Source organism: Flavobacterium sp. W22_SRS_FK3, from assembly GCF_052113665.1.
GTDB lineage: Bacteria > Bacteroidota > Bacteroidia > Flavobacteriales > Flavobacteriaceae > Flavobacterium.
The window spans coordinates 220426-239665 of the sequence record NZ_JBGQOF010000008.1; the positions used below are offsets into that span (position 1 = coordinate 220426).

The window sequence follows — 19240 nt, forward strand, 5'->3', positions numbered from 1 at the left end:
CCTGTCGTTTATTAGCGAATCTCTGTGAAACAACATCTCCAATTTCATAATTCAAAACTTATAACTCTTAACTAATAACTTCCAACTTATAAAAGTGTGTTAATCTAGAAAATGTTTTCAACATTACATTAAAAAAATGTAAATTCGCACACTATGAAAATACAAGATATTCAGGCAATACAGTCGTTGCTTGCGACACCAAAGAAAATTGCAATAATTCCGCATAGAGGGCCAGATGGTGACGCCATGGGTTCAACCTTAGCACTATACCATTTTTTATTAAAAAATAATCATCAGCCAACGGTTATTGCACCAAATGATTTTCCTGATTTCTTAGCCTGGCTTCCGGGTTCTGAAACAGTAAAAGTCTTTGAAAAGGACATTCAAAACTGCACTAAAATATTAGAAGAAGCCGAGTTGATTTTTACACTTGATTTTAATGCTTTGCACCGTACTGGTGAAATGGGATATACTTTAGCCAAGATGACAGCTCCGTTTATCATGATCGATCATCATGAAAAACCGGATAATTATGCTGCTTATACTTACTCTGATACTTCGTTTGGTTCTACTTGCGAAATGCTTTATAATTTTATTCTTTTTTTAAACAAAAAAGGAGATATAGACAAAACCATTGCGACTTGCATTTACACCGGAATATTAACTGATTCAGGTTCTTTTCGTTTTCCTAAAACAACAGGAAACACGCACCGTATCGTGGCTGAATTAATTGATTTAGGTGTAGAAAATACTGAAATCCCGGTTTTATTGTTTGATAATAGCTCGTATAGCCGTTTACAATTATTAGGGTGTGCTTTGCAGAATATGAAAGTTTTATCAGAACATAAAACTTCTTATACTTCGTTAACTCAGGAAGAACTTGATTCTTTTAATTATGTAAAAGGTGATACTGAAGGAATCGTTAATTACGGATTGAGTATAAAAGATATTGTTTTTACAGCTATTTTTATAGAAAATAAAGAAGAGAATATTATTAAAATATCTTTTCGTTCTCAAGGCGGATTTGATGTAAATCAGTTTGCCAGAGATCATTTTAATGGCGGAGGCCATATCAATGCTGCTGGAGGAAGATCAGAATCCTCTATGGAAGAAACCTTGAAAAAATTTGAAGATTTAGTAATTAAATTAAAAATATAACCCAATATGAACTACTTAAAACTAAGCATTTATACGTTGCTTATTACTGTTTTATGTGTTAGTTGCAAACAACACGAAGAAGCCAGAAGACCTGTTTCTCAAGCTTCCGGTACGTTTATGAAGAAATCTGCTGACAGAAACAAAAAACTGGTTGCAAGCGAAGAAGATATTATTAAAAAAATCATCAAAAGCAATCCGAAAGTAAAATATTATGCAACCAGAAAAGGATATTGGCTGTCTTATGACGAAAAAAATCTAACTGATACGCAAACCCCTAAAAAAGGAGATATCGCTTATTATAATTTAGAAATAAAAGATATCAAAGGCAAAACTATATATTCTGAAGCTGAACTTGGTCCACAAACATATTATGTAGACAAACAGGATATTATGATGGGATTAAGAGACGGAATTAAATTAATGCATAAGAATGAAACCGTAACTTTCTTATTTCCATCTCATATTGCTTATGGCTATCATGGAGACAACAAAAAAATCGGAACCAATCAATCGTTAATCTGTATTGTTACATTACGCAATTTTGTTCCTGACCAAACTGCAGCGCAATCTACAGCTACACCAGTACAAACAACAGCTCAGCAAACTCAAAAACCTGTCGAGGCAAAACCAGCAGTTAAAACTAAAAAAGATACAATAACCCCATAAAACAACATTTTAAAAATGAAAAAAAGTATTTTATTATTTCTATTAGCCGTTACCTTATTCTATTCCTGTAAAAACGAGCATAGCAATTTACCTGATGGTTTGTATGCTGACATTGAAACAAACAAAGGACATATTATCGTTGAATTAGATTATAAAAAAGCACCCATTACAGTTGCTAATTTTGTAACCCTTGCAGAAGGGAAAAATGAATTTGTAACTAAAGATTATCTAAAAAACAAGCCTTTTTATAACGGATTAAAATTTCACAGAGTTATTGAAAATTTCATGATTCAAACCGGAGATCCTGAAGGAACCGGTTCTGGAGATACCGGATATAAATTTAAAGATGAATTTACCGATTTAAAATTTGACAAAGCCGGAGTTTTAGCAATGGCCAACAATGGTCCTGCAACCAACAGCAGCCAATTTTTTATTACACATGTTGAAACACCTTGGCTAGACGGAAAACATACTATATTTGGTCATGTAGTTGAAAAAGGACAAGAAGTAGTAAATCAGGTAAAACAGGATGACACTATTGTTTCTGTAACTATTATCAGAAATGGAGAAGCTGCAAAGAAGTTTGATGCTGTAAAAGTATTTCATGATTATTTTTCAACTGTAGCGAAAGAACAAAGCAAATATGTTGAAGTTCAAAAGGAAAAAGTAGCTGCTTTGGCTGCTTTAAAAGCAAAAGCAACAAAAACAAACACAGGTTTAGAATACGTAATTACTGAAAAAGGAACAGGCAAAAAACCGGCAACAGGTACGCAAGTATACATTGATTACTCAGGCTTTTTAGAAGACGGAACTTTATTCGATTCAAGCTCAGAAGAGGTTTCAAAAACATTCGGAAAGTTTATTGAAGAAAAAGCTCAGGCAAATGGATATCAGCCAATACCTTTTACAGCCGGAAGTAAACAAGGTTTAATACCGGGATTTATAGAAGGAATTGAGCAGCTGTCATTTGGAGATAAAGCTGTCATTTTTATTCCATCTCATTTAGCATATGGAACTACAGGAGCCGGAGGAGTAATTCCGCCAAACGCAAATATTATTTTTGAAATACAATTATTAGAGAAGCCACAATAATGCATTTTAAAAGCACATACAGACATAAATTGAAATACAATGAAATTTAAATTTTTATTTTTATTTTGCCTTGCAATATTTAATATCCAAGCGCAAACTACCAAAAAACCTGTTGCCAAACCAAAACCAGCAACTACAAAGCCAGCTGCTAAACCAGAACTGACTGAAGGAATTTTTGCTACAATTTCTACCAGTAAAGGAGATATCGTTTTGTCTTTAGAATATGTAAAAGCACCCGTAACTGTTGCTAACTTTATTTCTTTGGCAGAAGGTAAAAACCCGAATGTAAAAGTGGAGAAACTTAAAGGAAAGCCATTTTATGACGGATTAAAATTTCATAGAGTTATCAATGATTTTATGATCCAGGGTGGTGATCCTGATGGAAATGGTTCAGGAGGTCCAGGATTTTCTTTTAAGGATGAATTCGTTTCTGAATTAATATTTGATAAAGGCGGTATTTTGGCAATGGCCAATTCCGGTCCGGCTACTAATGGAAGTCAGTTTTTTATCACACATAAAGAAACTCCGTGGTTAAACGGTAAACATACTATTTTTGGTCATGTAGTTTCAGGAATGGATAATGTAAATAAAATTGTTCAGGACGATATTATGACAAAAATCACCATTACACGCAAAGGTGCTGCAGCCAAAAAATTTGATGCTGTAAAAGTTATTGCAGAGGATGCTAAAAAAGAAGAAGCTAAAAAATTAGAATCTCAAAAAGTAATTACAGAGAAAGCTGCTTATTTTGCAGCAACTAAAGCAACTGCCGCCACAACTGCTTCCGGATTAAAATATGTGATTACACAAAAAGGAACCGGAGTAAAAGGTGCTGAAGGATCAACAATTTATTTTCATTATGCAGGTTATTTTGAAAATGGAAATCTATTTGACAGCAGTATGCCGAGCGTAGCGAAAGCATATGGAAAATACGATGCCAATAGAGATGCTCAAGGCGGATACAAAGCTCTTCCTTTTACTGTAGGTAAAAAAGACGGTATGATTCCTGGATTTATTGAAGCACTTGATATGATGACAGATGGAGAAAAAGCAATATTTTTTCTTCCTTCAAATTTAGCTTATGGAGAAGCAGGTGCAGGAGGAGTAATTCCGCCAAATGCAACTTTAGTTTTTGAGATTGAAACGTACAGTAAACAACTCTAAATTTTTTTTAATACTAAAAATTATAAACAAAACTGCACTTAGGAGTGGAGTTTTGTTTTAAGCTAAGGTAATTCACAATAATTAAAAATACATTCAAATCAATTTAGGGAAACTTTAGTTTTAGAAATATGGAAAAGTAATCTGAACTTGAATATCTCTTTAAAAATTTTTATACAAAGAAATTGATTTTAATAATTTAAGCAAATCATACTATTTTTAGCCTGCCTCCTGAAATAAGCAAAATGTAAAAAGAAGAAGCCGTATTAATATTATCTTGATACGGCTTCTTTTGTTATCGAATTAATTTTATATATGCACTATACACATCATCTTTAATAGAGGTTCTCAGATACATTTCGTTTTCGTCATGTGTACTAAATTCAAATTGAATTAAGGCTGCATCAGAATAATAAAACAAGGAATTATCATCAAAAAATTCAAAATTTGAAATAGGCTGTGTTGTCAGTTTTACCTCGGATGCTATTTCACCATTGGTTAAGTCTATTTGAAAAAGTTTCTTTTTACGGGTATATCCCCAAATATTATCACTTTCCTCAATAACATATTCTATATTATCATTTTTAAAGTCTGTTTTCCAGATCTGAGTTCCTGTTTTTGAATCCACAGCATATAGAGAAGAAACTTCTGGACCTTGCGCTGCAAAATATACTTTATTCTCTTTGCAAAATATACGTTCCTTGACACTATGTTGATTTTCATCAAATTTAAATTCCCATAAAACATCTAATTTATCAGGAGTTAAGGCATAAATTCCATTTTTTTCACTTGCTATAAATACATTTTCGCCATCAGTGACAGGCTTTCCTGACATCGCTTCCTCAAAGCCTTTTTGATTTAGAAGTTTTCCTGTATTAGCTTCAAAACTATAAACATTAGATCCACTTTTGGTAAAAATCTTATTGTCAAAATACAGCACCGGAATATCATTATTTGTTGAATCCAGCTTGTACTTCCATGCTAAACTGCCATCTTTTGTATTAAGAGCATAAATATTGTTAATTGGACTTTGAGCAGTTATAAACAGTTTTCCATTATTTATAACTGGAATTTGATTTTTTAATACAATTTGATCTGTAACAGTACCTAATCTTGATTTCCAAAAAATTTCCCCGGTTGAATTATCAATCGCAAAAATTTCACCATTAATAAATGGAACGTACAAAACTCCATCAATCAATACGACTGCATTTGCGCACATTTCAGTATAGGAATCTGTAGCTTTTACAGTCCAGGCAATTGTTTCAGATTCTAAATCAAATGTAAAAAGGTTGCCGTCGTAATCATAAATAAGAATTAAAGCTTCATCTAGCGGAACTTTTGTAACAGGTTTTATCGTTTTATTAGTGACCATATCATTAACGGTCGAAGCTGTTTCGTCAGATTTTGAAACGGTAGGCGTTTGCCCAAATATATTTATTACAGTAAATACAAATAGAAGGGTTATTAAGTTTTTTTTCATTTTAAAATTTTTGATTTGGGAATCTTGAACCGGTATTTTCGGATTTACGAAAATACGAATTAAAATGACATTTCCACTAAAAGCCAAGTTATGTATTAGCATTCTATATTATAAACTAGCCTTTGACTATTTTTTTTCAATTTCGGGGTTTCTTATAAATTTTATTTTTTTTATAGTAAACAACACCATACTCACATGAAAATTAACAAAGCCCAACTGAATAAAAAAACTAAAAAAAGATTGTTTTTTTGATTTTAGAAAACTTATGCATAATTAAAATTGATTTCTCAATTTGTAAAATAAAGTAAAAACCTTTATTAAAGATCTGAATCTATTTGTTATTCTTTAGAGAAGCAATAGTTTGCTCGATAGTCGCTAATCGATTTTCGAGAAAAATTTCTCTTGAACTAATGCCGTACTGAATAATGTGTTCAATTTTCCAAATAAAAACAACATCTTTCACAGAAAGCACTAAATCTGCTACCGCATGATGATCTGCTTTTAAAATGAAATGATCATCAACTTTAAAAAATTTTCTAAATAAGAGCTCATTTTGAGTAAGCACCACAACAAAGGTATTGGCATCAATAAACAATTTATCACATTCAGTACCAATAAGAATATCTTTTGGAAAAAATTCTATTGCACCACCCGTCATCGATAAATCATCTACTGAAAAAGCCATACGATTGACATTATCAACATTCGGTATCTTAATAACAGGAAATTTATCTAAATTAACTCCTGATGAAAATGTCTTGATAAAATCATATTTGTCATTGGGTAAAACACATGGAATTGCATTAAAATCTACAACATTAAAAGCATTACTTTCTACTGCGAGAAGTTCATTGAATTTCAGTAGTCTGTTTACGGTTAATTCTTTAATTAGTAATTCCTCTATTCCAATGCTAAAATGATTAGCAATTTTTATTACTGTTTCCAGTTTCGGGTTACTTCTTCCTTCCTCATAAGCGCCTAATGTACCACGCTTTAGATCAAAAATATCCGCAAACTCCTGTTGACTCATGCTATGAACATTTCTGATTTTCTTTAAATTTTTTCCAAACATCAATATCATTTGCTAATTTTATTTGCATTTATAAAATATCTTCGTATATTTGCCTAATACATTTAGCAAAAATACAACTTTTTGCTAATCATTTGAGTTATTTAAATAGTTTTTTATTGCATTTTGTTAATAAAAAGTAAAAATTAACTTGTTACTATTTCTTAAATAGCCGATTTTTATCAAATCATTATTTTACATTTATGAAAGACTATTACGCTTGTGTTAAAGGTTTTCTTCAAAATCTCCAGTTGGATATTAACCATGAGAATCCGAAAGAAGGGATTTTTATTGTTAACAATGAATCGGAGGGAATTTTCCATTTGATTATTTGTGTAGCTTACCCTATCGTGATTTTTGAACAATTTATTTTTGAAATCAAAGAAGATGGAAATCATATTTACAAGTCACTTTTGCAAAAAAACCGGGACATTATCCACGGTGCCTTTGTGCTAGATGACACAGGCAGAAAAGTAATTTTTAGGGATTCGCTGCAAATAGAAAATCTGGATCAAAATGAATTTGAAGCAACCATAAATTCACTTAGTGTTTTATTAAGTGAATATTCAGATCAAATTATTAATTTTTCAAAAAACAGGTAATTATGCAATTTTTAAAAAGATTATTCAAAATAGGACAAGCAGAAGTGCATTCTGCAATTGATGGTATAGAAGATCCCATCAAAATGACTGAACAAGGGATTCGAGACATGAAAGCGGACTTGGATAAAAGTTTAGAAGCTTTGGCACAGGTGAAAGCAATGAGTATTCGAGCCAAAAACGAAGTGGAAGAATATGCTAATAAAGGAGAAGATTATAACGAAAAAGCCATGCTGATTTTGAAGAAAGCCCAGTCTGGAGGATTAATCCCTGCTGAAGCTGATCGTCTGGCTACTGAGGCTTTGATCAAAAAAGAAGAAGCTTTTACTGGGCAAAAAAGAGCCATTGCTGACAAAGAAAAATTTGATCAGAATGTGCTGCAAATGGAATCAAACGTAAAAACCATTAAGCAAAATATTTCCAAATGGGAAAATGAACTTAAAATTTTACGATCAAGAGTAAAAGTAGCCGATGCTACTAAAAGTCTGAATAAACAAATGGCCCAGATTGACAGCAACGGAACAGTTGCTTTATTGGAACGTATGAAAGAAAAAGTTGCTCAGGAAGAAGCACTGGCAGAAGCTTACGGCGAAATTGCCGGGAATTCAAAATCAATTGATGATGAAATTGACAAGGCAATAAATATTTCTGAAACAAAGGCAATAAGTGAACTTGAGAAATTAAAAGAACAGCTAGGCATCTCTAGCGCAAGAGAATAATCCAGGCCGATGAAAGAACTTATAGAAATTTCCTTTTCACCTGTAAATGCTTTTTTTAGCATTATGTCGATAATACTATTCTTGTATTGGATCCTGGTAATTATAGCAGGCATTGATCCTGATCTGTTCGATATTGATTTTGATTCAGCTGATCTCGAAACCGATTTGGATCATCATACAAACGATATACCTGACCGTCCGGAAAGCTCAGACGGAAATGGTTTCATGAAAATTTTGGAATACTTCAATTTTGATGAATTACCGTTGATGTTTATCCTGACGATTATCTTTTTTAGTATGTGGTTTATAAGTATTAATACCACTTATTATTTAGGTATCAACAGTATACTGATTGGCTTTTTATTATTGATTCCAAACTTTCTGTTAAGTCTTTTTGTCGTTAAAATTTTCAGCAAACCTATTTCCTATTTTTACAAACAAGTAAATCACAAGGGAGAGCCCGAAATTGATTTTCTTGGCAGAAGATGCGTTGTTTTTTCTGCCTTGAATAATTTAAAAACGGGACAAGTACAGTTAAGTGTTAATGGAGATCCCATTCGCTTATCGGCGCGAAGTAATACCGACGAGCAATTAATAGCAGGACAACAAGCAGTTATCGTTCGAGAAAATGAAGATAAAAAATATTATTACGTCGAAAAATTTGATTACTAGAAAGCTAAATTAATAACACAACCAACTCTTTATTTCATTATTATAATCATTTACCTTTTAATTAATAACCCAAAAAAATGTTAGGAAACTCTCTACTTATTACAATGATTGCAATAATTGTAGTCATAATTGGCTTGCTCGTATGGATCATTTCAATGTACAAAAAAATCATTCAGGGAAAAGTCATTGTTCGAACCGGAGCCGGAGGGACAGTCGTTTTTTATAATGCCGGACTTGTAGTACCCGTTTTGCACAAAATGGAAATCATGGATATTTCTGTTAAAAAATTAGATGTAGAACGCACCGGTGTCAATGGTTTAATTTGCAAAGACAACATTAGAGCAGATATAAAAGTCACTTTTTTTATAAAAATTAATAAGTCAACAACGGATATTATAAATGTAGCGCAAACAATTGGCTGTGAAAGAGCTTCGGAGGTTGAAGTTTTACGAACTCTATTTGATGCTAAATTCTCAGAAGCATTAAAAACGGTTGGTAAAAAGTTTGATTTTATTGAATTATACGAAGCAAGAAGTGAATTTAGAGAAGAAATTATTTCGATAATCGGTACCGATTTAAACGGATATGTACTAGATGATTGTGCCATTGATGACTTAGAGCAAACGCCTTTGGCTCATTTAAAATCAGATAACATTCTTGATTCTGAAGGTATTAAAAAAATTATCGAACTGACAGCAGCTCAAAACATCAAGTCGAATTTAATTCGTAGAGACGAAGAAAAAACGATTCGCAAACAAGATGTTGAAGCAAGAGAAGCCATCTTGGCACTGGATCGTCAGCTTGCGGAGAAGGAAGAACAGCAAAAACGGGAAATAGCCAATATTAAGGCGCGTGAGGAGGCAGAAATTCTAAAAGTATCCGAAGAGGAACGATTGAAATCTGAAACAGCAAGAATCAATACTTCTGAAAAAGTAGCCATTGCCGAAGAAAATAAGGATAGATTGGTAATTGTGGCTTTAAAGAACAAGCAACGTACGGAAGCTGTTGAAACCGAAAGAGTAGAAAAAGATCGCGAGCTGGAACAAACGGAACGTGAACGAATTGTGACTTTAGCACAGATCGAAAAAGAAAAAGCAGTTGAGATTGAACGCAAGAATATTCAGGACGTTATCAGAGACCGTGTCGTACTTGAAAAAGGAGTAGTTCAGGAACAAGAAAACATGAAAGATATTGAAGCTTTCAAAACAGCAGACAGACAGAAAAAAGTAGCTATTACACTTGCTGAAAAAGATAGTGAAGAGATTTATATCAAACGCATTAGAGCTGCAGAAGCTGAAAAAGAAGCCGCAAAACAAAGAGCAGAAGAAACCAGCATTGATGCCGAAGCTCAAATGGTTGCAAGCGAAAAAGAAGCGCAAGCAAGAAAAATTTTGGCAGAGGCTAAAGCAAAAGAAGACGCAACGCTTGGACTTTCTGAAGCACAGGTTATGCATGCAAAAGCAGATGCTAACGAACGTCAGGGTATTGTAGACGCCGTTATTGTTGAAAAAATGGCACTTGCGGAAGCAGCAGGAATGAAAGCAAAAGCAATTGCTTCTAAAGATCTTGGATTTGCTGAAGCAGAGGTAGTACGTGAAAAAGCCGTTGCTGAAGCCACAGGAATTGAAGAAAAAGCAAATGCAATGAAAAAACTGGACGGCGTTGGAAAAGAGCACGAAGAATTTAAATTACGTCTTAACAAAGAATTACAAGTAGATTTGGCACACATTAATATTCAAAAAGATATTGCAGATGCCCAAGCCAGCGTTATTGGTGAAGCGCTTAAAGCGGCTAAAATTGATATTGTGGGTGGCGAAACAATGTTCTTTGACCAAATCGTGGGTCAGATTACCAGAGCAAAAGGTTTTGACCGATTAGTGAATAGTTCGCAAAACATTACTGAGATTAAAGAAGCTATTCTTGGGGATGGCAACTTAGAACAAGGAAACCTTTTAGAAAAAATAAAAAGTTTTACAGATAAATATGGTATTTCATCTGAAGATATCAAAAACCTTACTGTTTCCGGATTGCTTATTGAATTACAGCGAAGAAGCAACGATGAAAGTGAACAAGGTTTATTTTCAAATTTAATGTCAATGGCTAAAAATCTTGGCTTAACCGACAAAAAAATAGGATAACAGCAACTCTAAATCCTGCAGGAAGCATACAAATTCCTGCAGGATCTTTATAAGCCTGATTTAATAATCTCAGGCTTTTTTTACATTACTTACCACCTACACCTTTATAGTATGAATGCATTAGAAGGCGGAACTTACGAGATTATACAAAGTCGTTTAGAAGCTCAAAAAAAAGATTTAATTGAACGCTTAAATTTACTTAATACTGCCAGAAAAGAGGTTTTTGGAAGTATTGAAACTAAATTAATAGCGAACAATCGGATCCTTACCGAAAACAATTGTATTTCCAGCGATATTGTTAGTGTAGGCGATTTATGCTTGTTTGGTTACAATGTTTATTTCGGACTTCGAACAGAAATTAAAATTGAAGATGTTTTTAGTATTTATAAATATGAAAACGAGGAATTTCAACTTCAAAATCTTGATTTAATTGATGACGAGAATTTCCTTTTTGATTTTTTAAATCTTTATAAATATTACCGCGATACAGAATTCAGAAAGTTTTTTATTTCTGGAAATTACCTGCACATGGTTTTTCAGCTAAGTGATCGTGTAACGGACATCAAGACCTTTAAATGGCTGATTCGTGAAAACAGATTGGAATATATTGACAATCGCAGCGATCATGAATACAAATTTCCGGAACAGCATGATTTTTTTTGGCAGGAAACGGCAAGAGAAATGCACAAGTACGGAAAACACTCACATATTTCTATTTTAGACAAAGTTTTTGTTGAAACCATTGGTGGAACATTAACCATTAAAATTGAGGATAATACTTCCTCTGGAAAAGGAATTTATGATGAAGATGTAGCTTTTCCGGATCAGACTCTGGATGATGGAAATTATAAATTTGCAGACCTCGGCAACTTGATTGCTTTGCAAATAAAGCCTTTTCAAGAAGAGGCCCGTTATTTTGTTTACAATCACAAATTACAGGAGGTCCAAAAGATCGACAGTATCAAAAATGCTGCAATTGTACTGCCTGACAATCATGGTCTGATATTTTCGAATGGTTATTACCTACAAACAGGTGAGTATAAAATATTTGAGAACACACTTGATAATTTGTTGTTTCAGGAACGAATTGCTTCACCAAATGGGGAAGATTTTATGTATGTTTTTTATGAAAACAAATACGGTCAATACGTATTGATTTCTTATAATTTAATTTCTCATGAAGTAAAAACGCCTATTATTTGCAATGGTTTTACCATCCTTCAAAATGGCGAATTATGTTATTTTAAATCTGAAAATGAACAAACCAAAAATCATGTAATTCAAATTTGGCAAACACCTTTTGTCAAGGATGATAACAGTACATCCATACACAAAGACAGTTACATTTATAAAATTGGGAATAAAGACATTGTAAAAGCAATGGCCGATTCGAATTTGATTATCACGCTTTTAAATAAAAATGATGATTATGAAGGTTTATATAGTGATCTGGTAAAACTTTCAGAAAATATAACCGACGGTTATTACTGGATTGGAAGTAAGGAAACTTTTGAGCTTAAAATTCCGCTTCTTGAAATAAAAAGTACAGCTAAGACCGCAATTGATGAGTTTGAAAAAGTAGTTCAATTGCGCTTGCATGCACAGGAAATCAAAGGTCAAACAGAAGCAAAAGCAGCTAAATTATTTGGAGTTATAAAGTCCTCTCCCTTAGACAATATTGATGCTTTTGTAACCAATCTTGCGAGTTTACGTTCGCTTAGAGGAGAAGTAATCAGTTTAAAGGAAGTCCGCTATATGGACATCTCCTTTATTGAGCAGCTAGAGAAAGAAATCATAGAGCAAACCGAACGAATTTCACAACATTGCGTAAGTTTCTTATTAGATGAAAGAGCTTTAGCACCCTATCACATTCGGGTAAAAGAACGTCAGGAAGCAATAGCATCAATTTCAAAAGTAACTGATGGTAAAAAGCTGGAAAACGAAGTAAATCAGATTACAGCTGATCTTGAAATGCTGATTGACATTGTTTCCAATTTAAAAATTGAAGATACTTCGCATGCTACTCAAATCATTAACACTATTTCCTTAATTTTTGCAACTTTAAACAAAGTAAAAGTAGAAATTAAAAATAAAGTGAATGCATTAGGTGGCGAAGAAGCAAAAGCTGATTTTGCCGCACAAATGAAATTGATTGATCAAAGTATTGTAAATGCTATTGATCGTGCCAATACTCCAGCTAAAATTGCAGAATCGCTCAATAAAATGTCAATTCAACTTGAAGATTTAGAAGCCCGATTCGCCGATTTTGAAGAGTTTACCGAATTAATTATTGAAAAAAGGGAAGAAATCTATACTGCTTTTGAAACTAAAAAAAATAGTTTACTTGAGGCTAGAAATAAAAAAACAATTGCTCTTGAAAATGCTTCAAAACGGATTCTGAAAAGTGTTGCTGCCAAAGCTACGACATTTAATACTGCTGAAGAAATTAATGGGTATTTTGCAGCTGACCTGATGATATCTAAACTTCGTGATTTGGTACAGCAATTGCACGAACTTGAAGATGTGGGAAAAGCTGAAGCTATTGAAACCGAGTTAAAATCGGCTAAAGAAGATACTTTACGTAAACTTAAAGACAAACATGAATTGTATGAAGATGGTGAAAACATCATCAAATTTGGGAAACATAAATTTGCAGTAAACAAACAAAACTTAGATTTAACCATTGTTTTCAAAGACGAAAAATTAAACTATCATTTAACCGGAACTGATTTTTATCAACCCTTAAAAAAAGGCGTTTTAGATGCGGATAAAAAATACTGGACCCAGGATTTAGTGTCTGAAAATGATCAGATTTATAGAGCTTCATACCTGGCATATAAAATTTTCAGAAAATATCCTGCAGAGGAGCTATCTCAGATGACTTTTGAAAATTTAAAGCTAATTGTTGCTGAAGAAACCTCCAAAAATTATTCAGAAGGATATATTAAAGGAGTACATGATGCAGATACCGTATTAATTTTAAAAACATTTTTAGAGAAATATAATGCCTTGGGAATGCTGCGTTTTGAATCAAAAGCGCGTGCAGTTGCTCAATTATTTTGGGAAACTTTAGATGCAGAAAAACGTGGGACTTTAAATCAAAAGATAAAATCGGCTGGCGAAGTCTTGGCAGTTTTCCCAAATAGCAGTCAATTTGAATACCTGTTATCGGAGCTGCAAACAGAAATAAATATATTTTTGGCGAAATTTGAATTGGATAGCAAGTTACAGATTGACAGTAAACTTACCTCTTCTTATCTTTTTCAGGAATTAATGAAGGACGATGCTTTTGTAACAAGTTTAAAGGCAAAACAAATTTTAGAAGATTTTCAGAAATTGCTTGCTGCAAAAAACACTGATCTTAAATTCAAACAAGGTATCGAGAAAGCGAATGCTGTAATGGATAAATTTCAATTAGCCCTGCAGTGGGTTTCCTCATATATTAACGATTTAAAAGTAGATACCTATTTAGAATATGCTTATGAAGTAATTGTACTCTTGTTATTTCCACATGAAAGTAATGAATTGGTCATTTCAATTGATGCTGATGCTGTCATAAGCGGTTTATCAGGGGCACATCCTACAATAAAAGAGGGGAATTTTCATTTTAATTATCATAATTTCCTGAATGAGCTGCAAACGTATTTTGAAAAAGATGTACCTGAATTTGAAAATTTTAGAAATCAAAGACACCAACTCACGCTTCAGCTAAAAGAAGATTTGAGGCTCCATGAATTTGAGCCAAAAGTACTCACTTCTTTTGTAAGAAATAAGCTGATTGATCAGGTTTACCTTCCGCTATTTGGAGATAATTTAGCCAAACAGCTTGGCAGTGCCGGTGAAAACAGACGTACAGACCGATCCGGAATGTTATTATTAGTTTCACCGCCAGGTTATGGAAAAACAACTTTAATGGAATATCTTGCCAACAGACTAGGCTTGGTTTTTGTTAAAATTAATGGTCCTGCTTTAGGACATGAAATTACCTCGGTCGATCCGGATTCTGCTACAAATTCTGCAGCTAAAGAAGAATTGAAAAAGCTTAATTTAGCACTTGAAATGGGGAATAACGTCATGCTTTACCTGGACGATATTCAACATTGTAACCCGGAATTTTTGCAGAAATTCATTTCTCTAGCAGATGGAACCAGAAAAATAGAAGGCGTTTTTAACGGTAAGTCAAAAACCTACGACATGAAATCTAAGAAATTTTGTGTGGTCATGGCAGGAAATCCATACACCGAAACGGGTGAAAAATTTAGAATCCCGGATATGTTGGCCAATAGAGCCGATATTTACAATTTGGGAGATGTTATCGGAAACACATCTGATCTTTTTGAGTTAAGTTTGATTGAAAATTCGTTGACTTCACACCCACTCTTAACTCAATTAGTATCAAAAGCTCCGGAAGATTTATACCCATTAATCGAAATGGCAGCTTCTGGCAAAAAAGAAGGTTTTGAGTTAAAAGGCAATCATTCTAAACAAGATATAGAAACCTATTTGGCTATTTTAGATAAGGTTATTAAAGTGCGGACTGTGGTATTAAAGTCAAATTCAGCCTATATTGCTTCGGCCGCTATGGAGGATGCTTACCGTGTTGAACCTCCATTTAAGCTACAGGGTTCATATCGTGATATGAATAAATTAGTTTCTAAAATCGTTCCGATGATGAACGATGCCGAAATTGAGACCGTATTACTTTCGCATTATCAAAACGAAACACAAACATTGACAAGTGCTGCAGAAGCGAATCTTTTAAAATTTAAAGAAATGAACAAAATACTCACTCCAGAAGAAACCATTAGATGGGAAAACATAAAAGCTACTTTTGTGAAAAATAATAAATTAAAAGCTTTTGGCGACAGCAACAACATGGCACAAGTACTGTCGCAAATAACAGAATTTACCAATCATATAGAAGGAATTAAAGAAATTTTACAACAAGGATTGATGAAAAATTAATATTTCAGCGTTACTATTTTGTATCTAATTAGATTAAAGATAGCATATATTTGTAATTTTTATAAATGCAATAAAACATTTAAAAAAAAAAAGGCATAAAAGCTCCTTAATTTTTTTAAGGAGTTTTTGATCTTCACAGAACTAATTATAAACCTTTTTTGCTGGATTTGAAGAAATTTCAAATAAAAAACTAAGTAGAATACCCTATTCTGCACTAAATCTAGTACTATTAAGTGGTGATTAATGCTTTTTAAAATAATAAAACAACAAAATAACCCTTATATAAAAATAAGAGAATAAATTGGATTAGAAAAACAGCTTACAAAGGCCCTATTCCGTAATTTGTGTCACATCTACCGACTTTTGTATAACTTACAGGATAATATAATATCCCAATTTTGCATCATCATTTAACAACATAAAAAATTAAATAATGAGCGAGACAGCAGATACAAAGCAATTATTCCAAACTTTTACATTTAAAAACGGAATCAATACTAAAAATAGAATTGCGATGGCACCAATGACAACCTGGGCTAGCAATGATGATTATACCGTATCGGATGATGAAATAAAGCATTATGAGGCCCGAAGTGAAAACGTTGGATTGGTAATAACAGGCTGCACCAGAGTTATGGCAAACGGAATTGGTTTTAACAATGAATATGCCTCCTATGATGACTCTTTTTTACCAAGCCTTAAAAAGCTGGCTAAGGCTGCAAAAAAGGGCGGGGCACCAGCAATACTTCAGATTTATCACGCTGGAAATAAGACCGTTTTGGATCTTATCCCTGATGGCATTCCTGTTAGTGCAAGTCCCATAGCATTAGCCCCTTCTATGTTTTATGCTGGAGGAGTCGTATCGCGTGAGCTTACACATGAAGAAATTCTGGAAATGATAAAAGCTTTTGGCGAAACTACCCACAGAGCAATAAAAGCAGGCTTTGACGGAATAGAATTACATGGTGCTCACGGATTCTTATTACAGAATTTCTTTTCTCCCTATTATAATCAAAGAACCGACCATTGGGGTGGCTCTGCAGAAAAAAGAATGAACTTTGCTGTAGAAGTAATCAAAGAAATTCAGAATGTCATTAAAAAGTATGCAGACAGACCCTTTATAACCGGTTTCAGAATATCACCAGAAGAGCCTGAAAGTTACAGAGTGAAAGACATTTTTCCTTTGATCGATAAACTAATCGACTGCGGGATTGATTATCTGCACGTTTCACTTGCTGATTTGCTTTCGCAAAAGTCGGACGATGATAAAAATGCTGACAAACCTATTTTAAAATTAATACTTGATCACGTTAATCACAGAGTTCCAGTGATAGCTGCAGGAGGTATCAAACAATTCAATGAGGCAAATGAGGCACTAAAAATGGGATTGTCATTGGTAGCTGTTGGACACGGGCTTATCATTAATCCGAATTGGGTTGAGCTTGCATCTAATGAAGAAAAAGCAGACGAAATTTTAAGTATGTCTAAAGCTGATCAATTGTCTATACCTAAAAAACTGCAGGAATTCATTAAAGTAGCAACGGGATTTTTTCAGGTGACAGATTAGCCTAATTATTTAGACTTTGCAAATTTATCATAGCGAAAATGAAAAAATGAGAAAAAAATAACCGAAATTGGTGCAACAGGATAAATAGAATCCTGTTGCAAAATTATTGTGCCTTGGATAGCTGTAAGGCTTCGGTTATTTTTAGAATATATAGCATTAAAAATATATAAGTGAGAACTAGTTTGTATGATACATTATAAAACAATAAGTGAGCTTCATAAAAAAAACGGATTTCCACCACCTGAAAATCCACTGATGGGCATATTAACTTTTGAAGAGTCAGAAAAATGTACTTTCATCGAGAGAGAGTTTACTATGGCGTTTTATACGATTGCCTTAACAAAATTAAAATCAGGCACATTTCAATATGGTAAAACAAAGTACGACCATGAAAATGGATCTTTGGCATTTTTAAAGCCACATCAGAAAATAGTAATGAATAATGTAGAAACAAGTGAAAAAGGATTTCTATTATATATTCACGAAGATTTTTTAGTGAACCATACCCTTCATTCAGAAATAAATAAATATGGCTATTTTGATTATGAAGTGAACGAAGCTTTACATCTCTCTCCAAAGGAAGAAGATATTCTATGGGATTTATTCAACAAGATAAAAGTAGAATATTATAATAATCAAGATGAGTACAGCAAAGATATTATACTCACTCATATAGATTCCTTCTTAAAATATGCCCAGCGGTTTTACAAGCGGCAATTCTTGAACAGGTCTGTTTTATCAGGCACCATAATCTCAAAATTTACTGACATACTGAAGGACTATTTTGAAAACGGAAGTCTCCAAAAAAAAGGTTTACCATCTGTAAAATATATGGCTGCCAAACTATCATTGTCTCCAAAATATTTAAGCGATTTATTAAAACAAGAAACAGGCAAAACGGCATTGGAACATATTCATATTGCCTTGGTTATTGAAGCAAAAAATATTTTAATGAATACCAACAAAACCATATCCGAAACCGCTTATCAATTAGGTTTTGAAAACCCACCCTACTTCTCAAGACTTTTTAAAAAAGAAGTAGGCGTAACACCTACAGAATATAGAGAACAGTTTTTGAATTAGTTTTTTTTGGAAGCTATTCAGTTAATATCTTAATAAAAGAACACATAGAGCAAAATAAAAAAGAGACCATCAGAACTTCCTTATTAACCTGTTTACGAACTATTTTCTATAAAATTTAAAAAAATTAAATAACCTTTAAATATATTTTTTTTGATTCAAATGCCACACCACCTAATCGTAAAATTGCTATTGTAATGCTTAATCAGTTCTATTTTGATAAATTAAATAATTGTAATAAATCGTATAATTTGTAAGAATAATTCGTTAATTTGTTTCAAAAAAAAGCTGTTGTCATGAATTGGGAAGCAAAAATTATTACACATAAAAAAGAGAAAAGAATTGCTGTTTATTTTGAAAAAAAGCCTGAATTAATAGCTCGAATAAAAAAGTTAGAAGATTCTCGTTGGAGTCAAACCTTAAGCGTATGGCATCTACCTGACACAATAGAAAACAGAGACCGATTTCAAATAGTTGCTCTCTCTTCTCCATTACCTTCGGATGAAGGTATAGAACAAATAGAGAAATTTATTCAATGGCTATCATCTAAAAGATACAGTTCAAACACTATAAAAACATATTCCGAAGCTTTAAAATCATTTTTGGTATACTATAGAGAAAAAAGAGTTGATCAAATTACCAATGATGACGTGGTGATATACAACAATAATTATATATTAACAAATAATCTTTCAGCTTCTTATCAGAATCAGATAGTTAATGCCATAAAGTTATTTTTTAAAACCATCAAAGAAACTAAGATTGAAATTGATAAAATACATCGTCCCAAAAGAGCCAAACTTTTACCCAACGTGTTAAGTAAAGAAGAAATAAAATTGATATTAAATGTCCATAGCAACATAAAACACAA

14 protein-coding genes are annotated in these 19240 nt (G+C 32.9%); 12 read left to right on the plus strand and 2 right to left on the minus strand.

What is annotated here, in order from left to right; all coding sequences use genetic code 11:
• Nucleotides 1-153: 153 nt before the first annotated feature.
• From ACEN2I_RS10210 to ACEN2I_RS10225, 4 genes are read left to right on the plus strand one after another with little or no spacing between them, the layout of a single operon-like run.
• The gene (locus ACEN2I_RS10210; protein ID WP_441766003.1) at nt 154-1158 is read left to right on the plus strand and encodes a DHH family phosphoesterase; all 1005 of its coding nucleotides are present in this window, start codon (nt 154-156) and stop codon (nt 1156-1158) included.
• A 6-nt stretch (nt 1159-1164) separates the two neighbouring features.
• Nucleotides 1165-1824, plus strand: coding sequence for a gliding motility-associated peptidyl-prolyl isomerase GldI (gene gldI / locus ACEN2I_RS10215; RefSeq protein ID WP_441766004.1), 660 nt, complete (start codon nt 1165-1167; stop codon nt 1822-1824).
• 15 nt (nt 1825-1839) lie between these two features.
• A complete protein-coding gene (locus ACEN2I_RS10220; protein WP_441766005.1) occupies nt 1840-2916 on the plus strand; it encodes a peptidylprolyl isomerase in 1077 nt (358 codons plus the stop codon).
• 39 nt (nt 2917-2955) lie between these two features.
• On the plus strand, nt 2956-4080 hold the full coding sequence (locus tag ACEN2I_RS10225; protein ID WP_441766006.1) for a peptidylprolyl isomerase: 1125 nt from the start codon (nt 2956-2958) through the stop codon (nt 4078-4080).
• A gap of 292 nt (nt 4081-4372) precedes the next feature.
• Here the strand turns inward: ACEN2I_RS10225 and ACEN2I_RS10230 are convergent, their stop codons facing one another.
• Complete coding sequence (locus ACEN2I_RS10230) at nt 4373-5560, minus strand: outer membrane protein assembly factor BamB family protein (protein WP_441766007.1); 1188 nt, start codon at nt 5558-5560, stop codon at nt 4373-4375.
• Nucleotides 5561-5891: 331 nt separating this feature from the next.
• Entirely contained in the window at nt 5892-6590 is a 699-nt protein-coding gene (locus ACEN2I_RS10235) for a helix-turn-helix transcriptional regulator (protein WP_441766008.1), read from the minus strand.
• A 242-nt stretch (nt 6591-6832) separates the two neighbouring features.
• Between ACEN2I_RS10235 and ACEN2I_RS10240 the strand changes: the two genes are divergently transcribed.
• The 8 genes from ACEN2I_RS10240 to ACEN2I_RS10275 all read left to right on the plus strand — a co-directional run.
• Nucleotides 6833-7231 carry a molecular chaperone Tir gene (locus tag ACEN2I_RS10240; protein ID WP_441766009.1) on the plus strand — a complete coding sequence of 133 codons (399 nt, stop codon included), beginning with the start codon at nt 6833-6835 and terminating at the stop codon, nt 7229-7231.
• A gap of 2 nt (nt 7232-7233) precedes the next feature.
• On the plus strand, nt 7234-7947 hold the full coding sequence (locus ACEN2I_RS10245; protein WP_441766010.1) for a PspA/IM30 family protein: 714 nt from the start codon (nt 7234-7236) through the stop codon (nt 7945-7947).
• A 9-nt stretch (nt 7948-7956) separates the two neighbouring features.
• On the plus strand, nt 7957-8619 hold the full coding sequence (locus ACEN2I_RS10250) for a hypothetical protein (protein WP_441766011.1): 663 nt from the start codon (nt 7957-7959) through the stop codon (nt 8617-8619).
• Nucleotides 8620-8696: 77 nt separating this feature from the next.
• A complete protein-coding gene (locus ACEN2I_RS10255; RefSeq protein WP_441766012.1) occupies nt 8697-10757 on the plus strand; it encodes a flotillin family protein in 2061 nt (686 codons plus the stop codon).
• A 111-nt stretch (nt 10758-10868) separates the two neighbouring features.
• The gene (locus ACEN2I_RS10260; RefSeq protein WP_441766013.1) at nt 10869-15722 is read left to right on the plus strand and encodes a DNA repair ATPase; all 4854 of its coding nucleotides are present in this window, start codon (nt 10869-10871) and stop codon (nt 15720-15722) included.
• A gap of 433 nt (nt 15723-16155) precedes the next feature.
• On the plus strand, nt 16156-17289 hold the full coding sequence (locus ACEN2I_RS10265) for an NADH-dependent flavin oxidoreductase (RefSeq protein WP_441766014.1): 1134 nt from the start codon (nt 16156-16158) through the stop codon (nt 17287-17289).
• A gap of 186 nt (nt 17290-17475) precedes the next feature.
• Nucleotides 17476-18372 carry a helix-turn-helix domain-containing protein gene (locus ACEN2I_RS10270; protein ID WP_441766015.1) on the plus strand — a complete coding sequence of 299 codons (897 nt, stop codon included), beginning with the start codon at nt 17476-17478 and terminating at the stop codon, nt 18370-18372.
• A 293-nt stretch (nt 18373-18665) separates the two neighbouring features.
• Nucleotides 18666-19240 (plus strand): phage integrase N-terminal SAM-like domain-containing protein (locus ACEN2I_RS10275; RefSeq protein ID WP_441766016.1); only part of this gene is annotated, 575 nt, incomplete at its 3' end.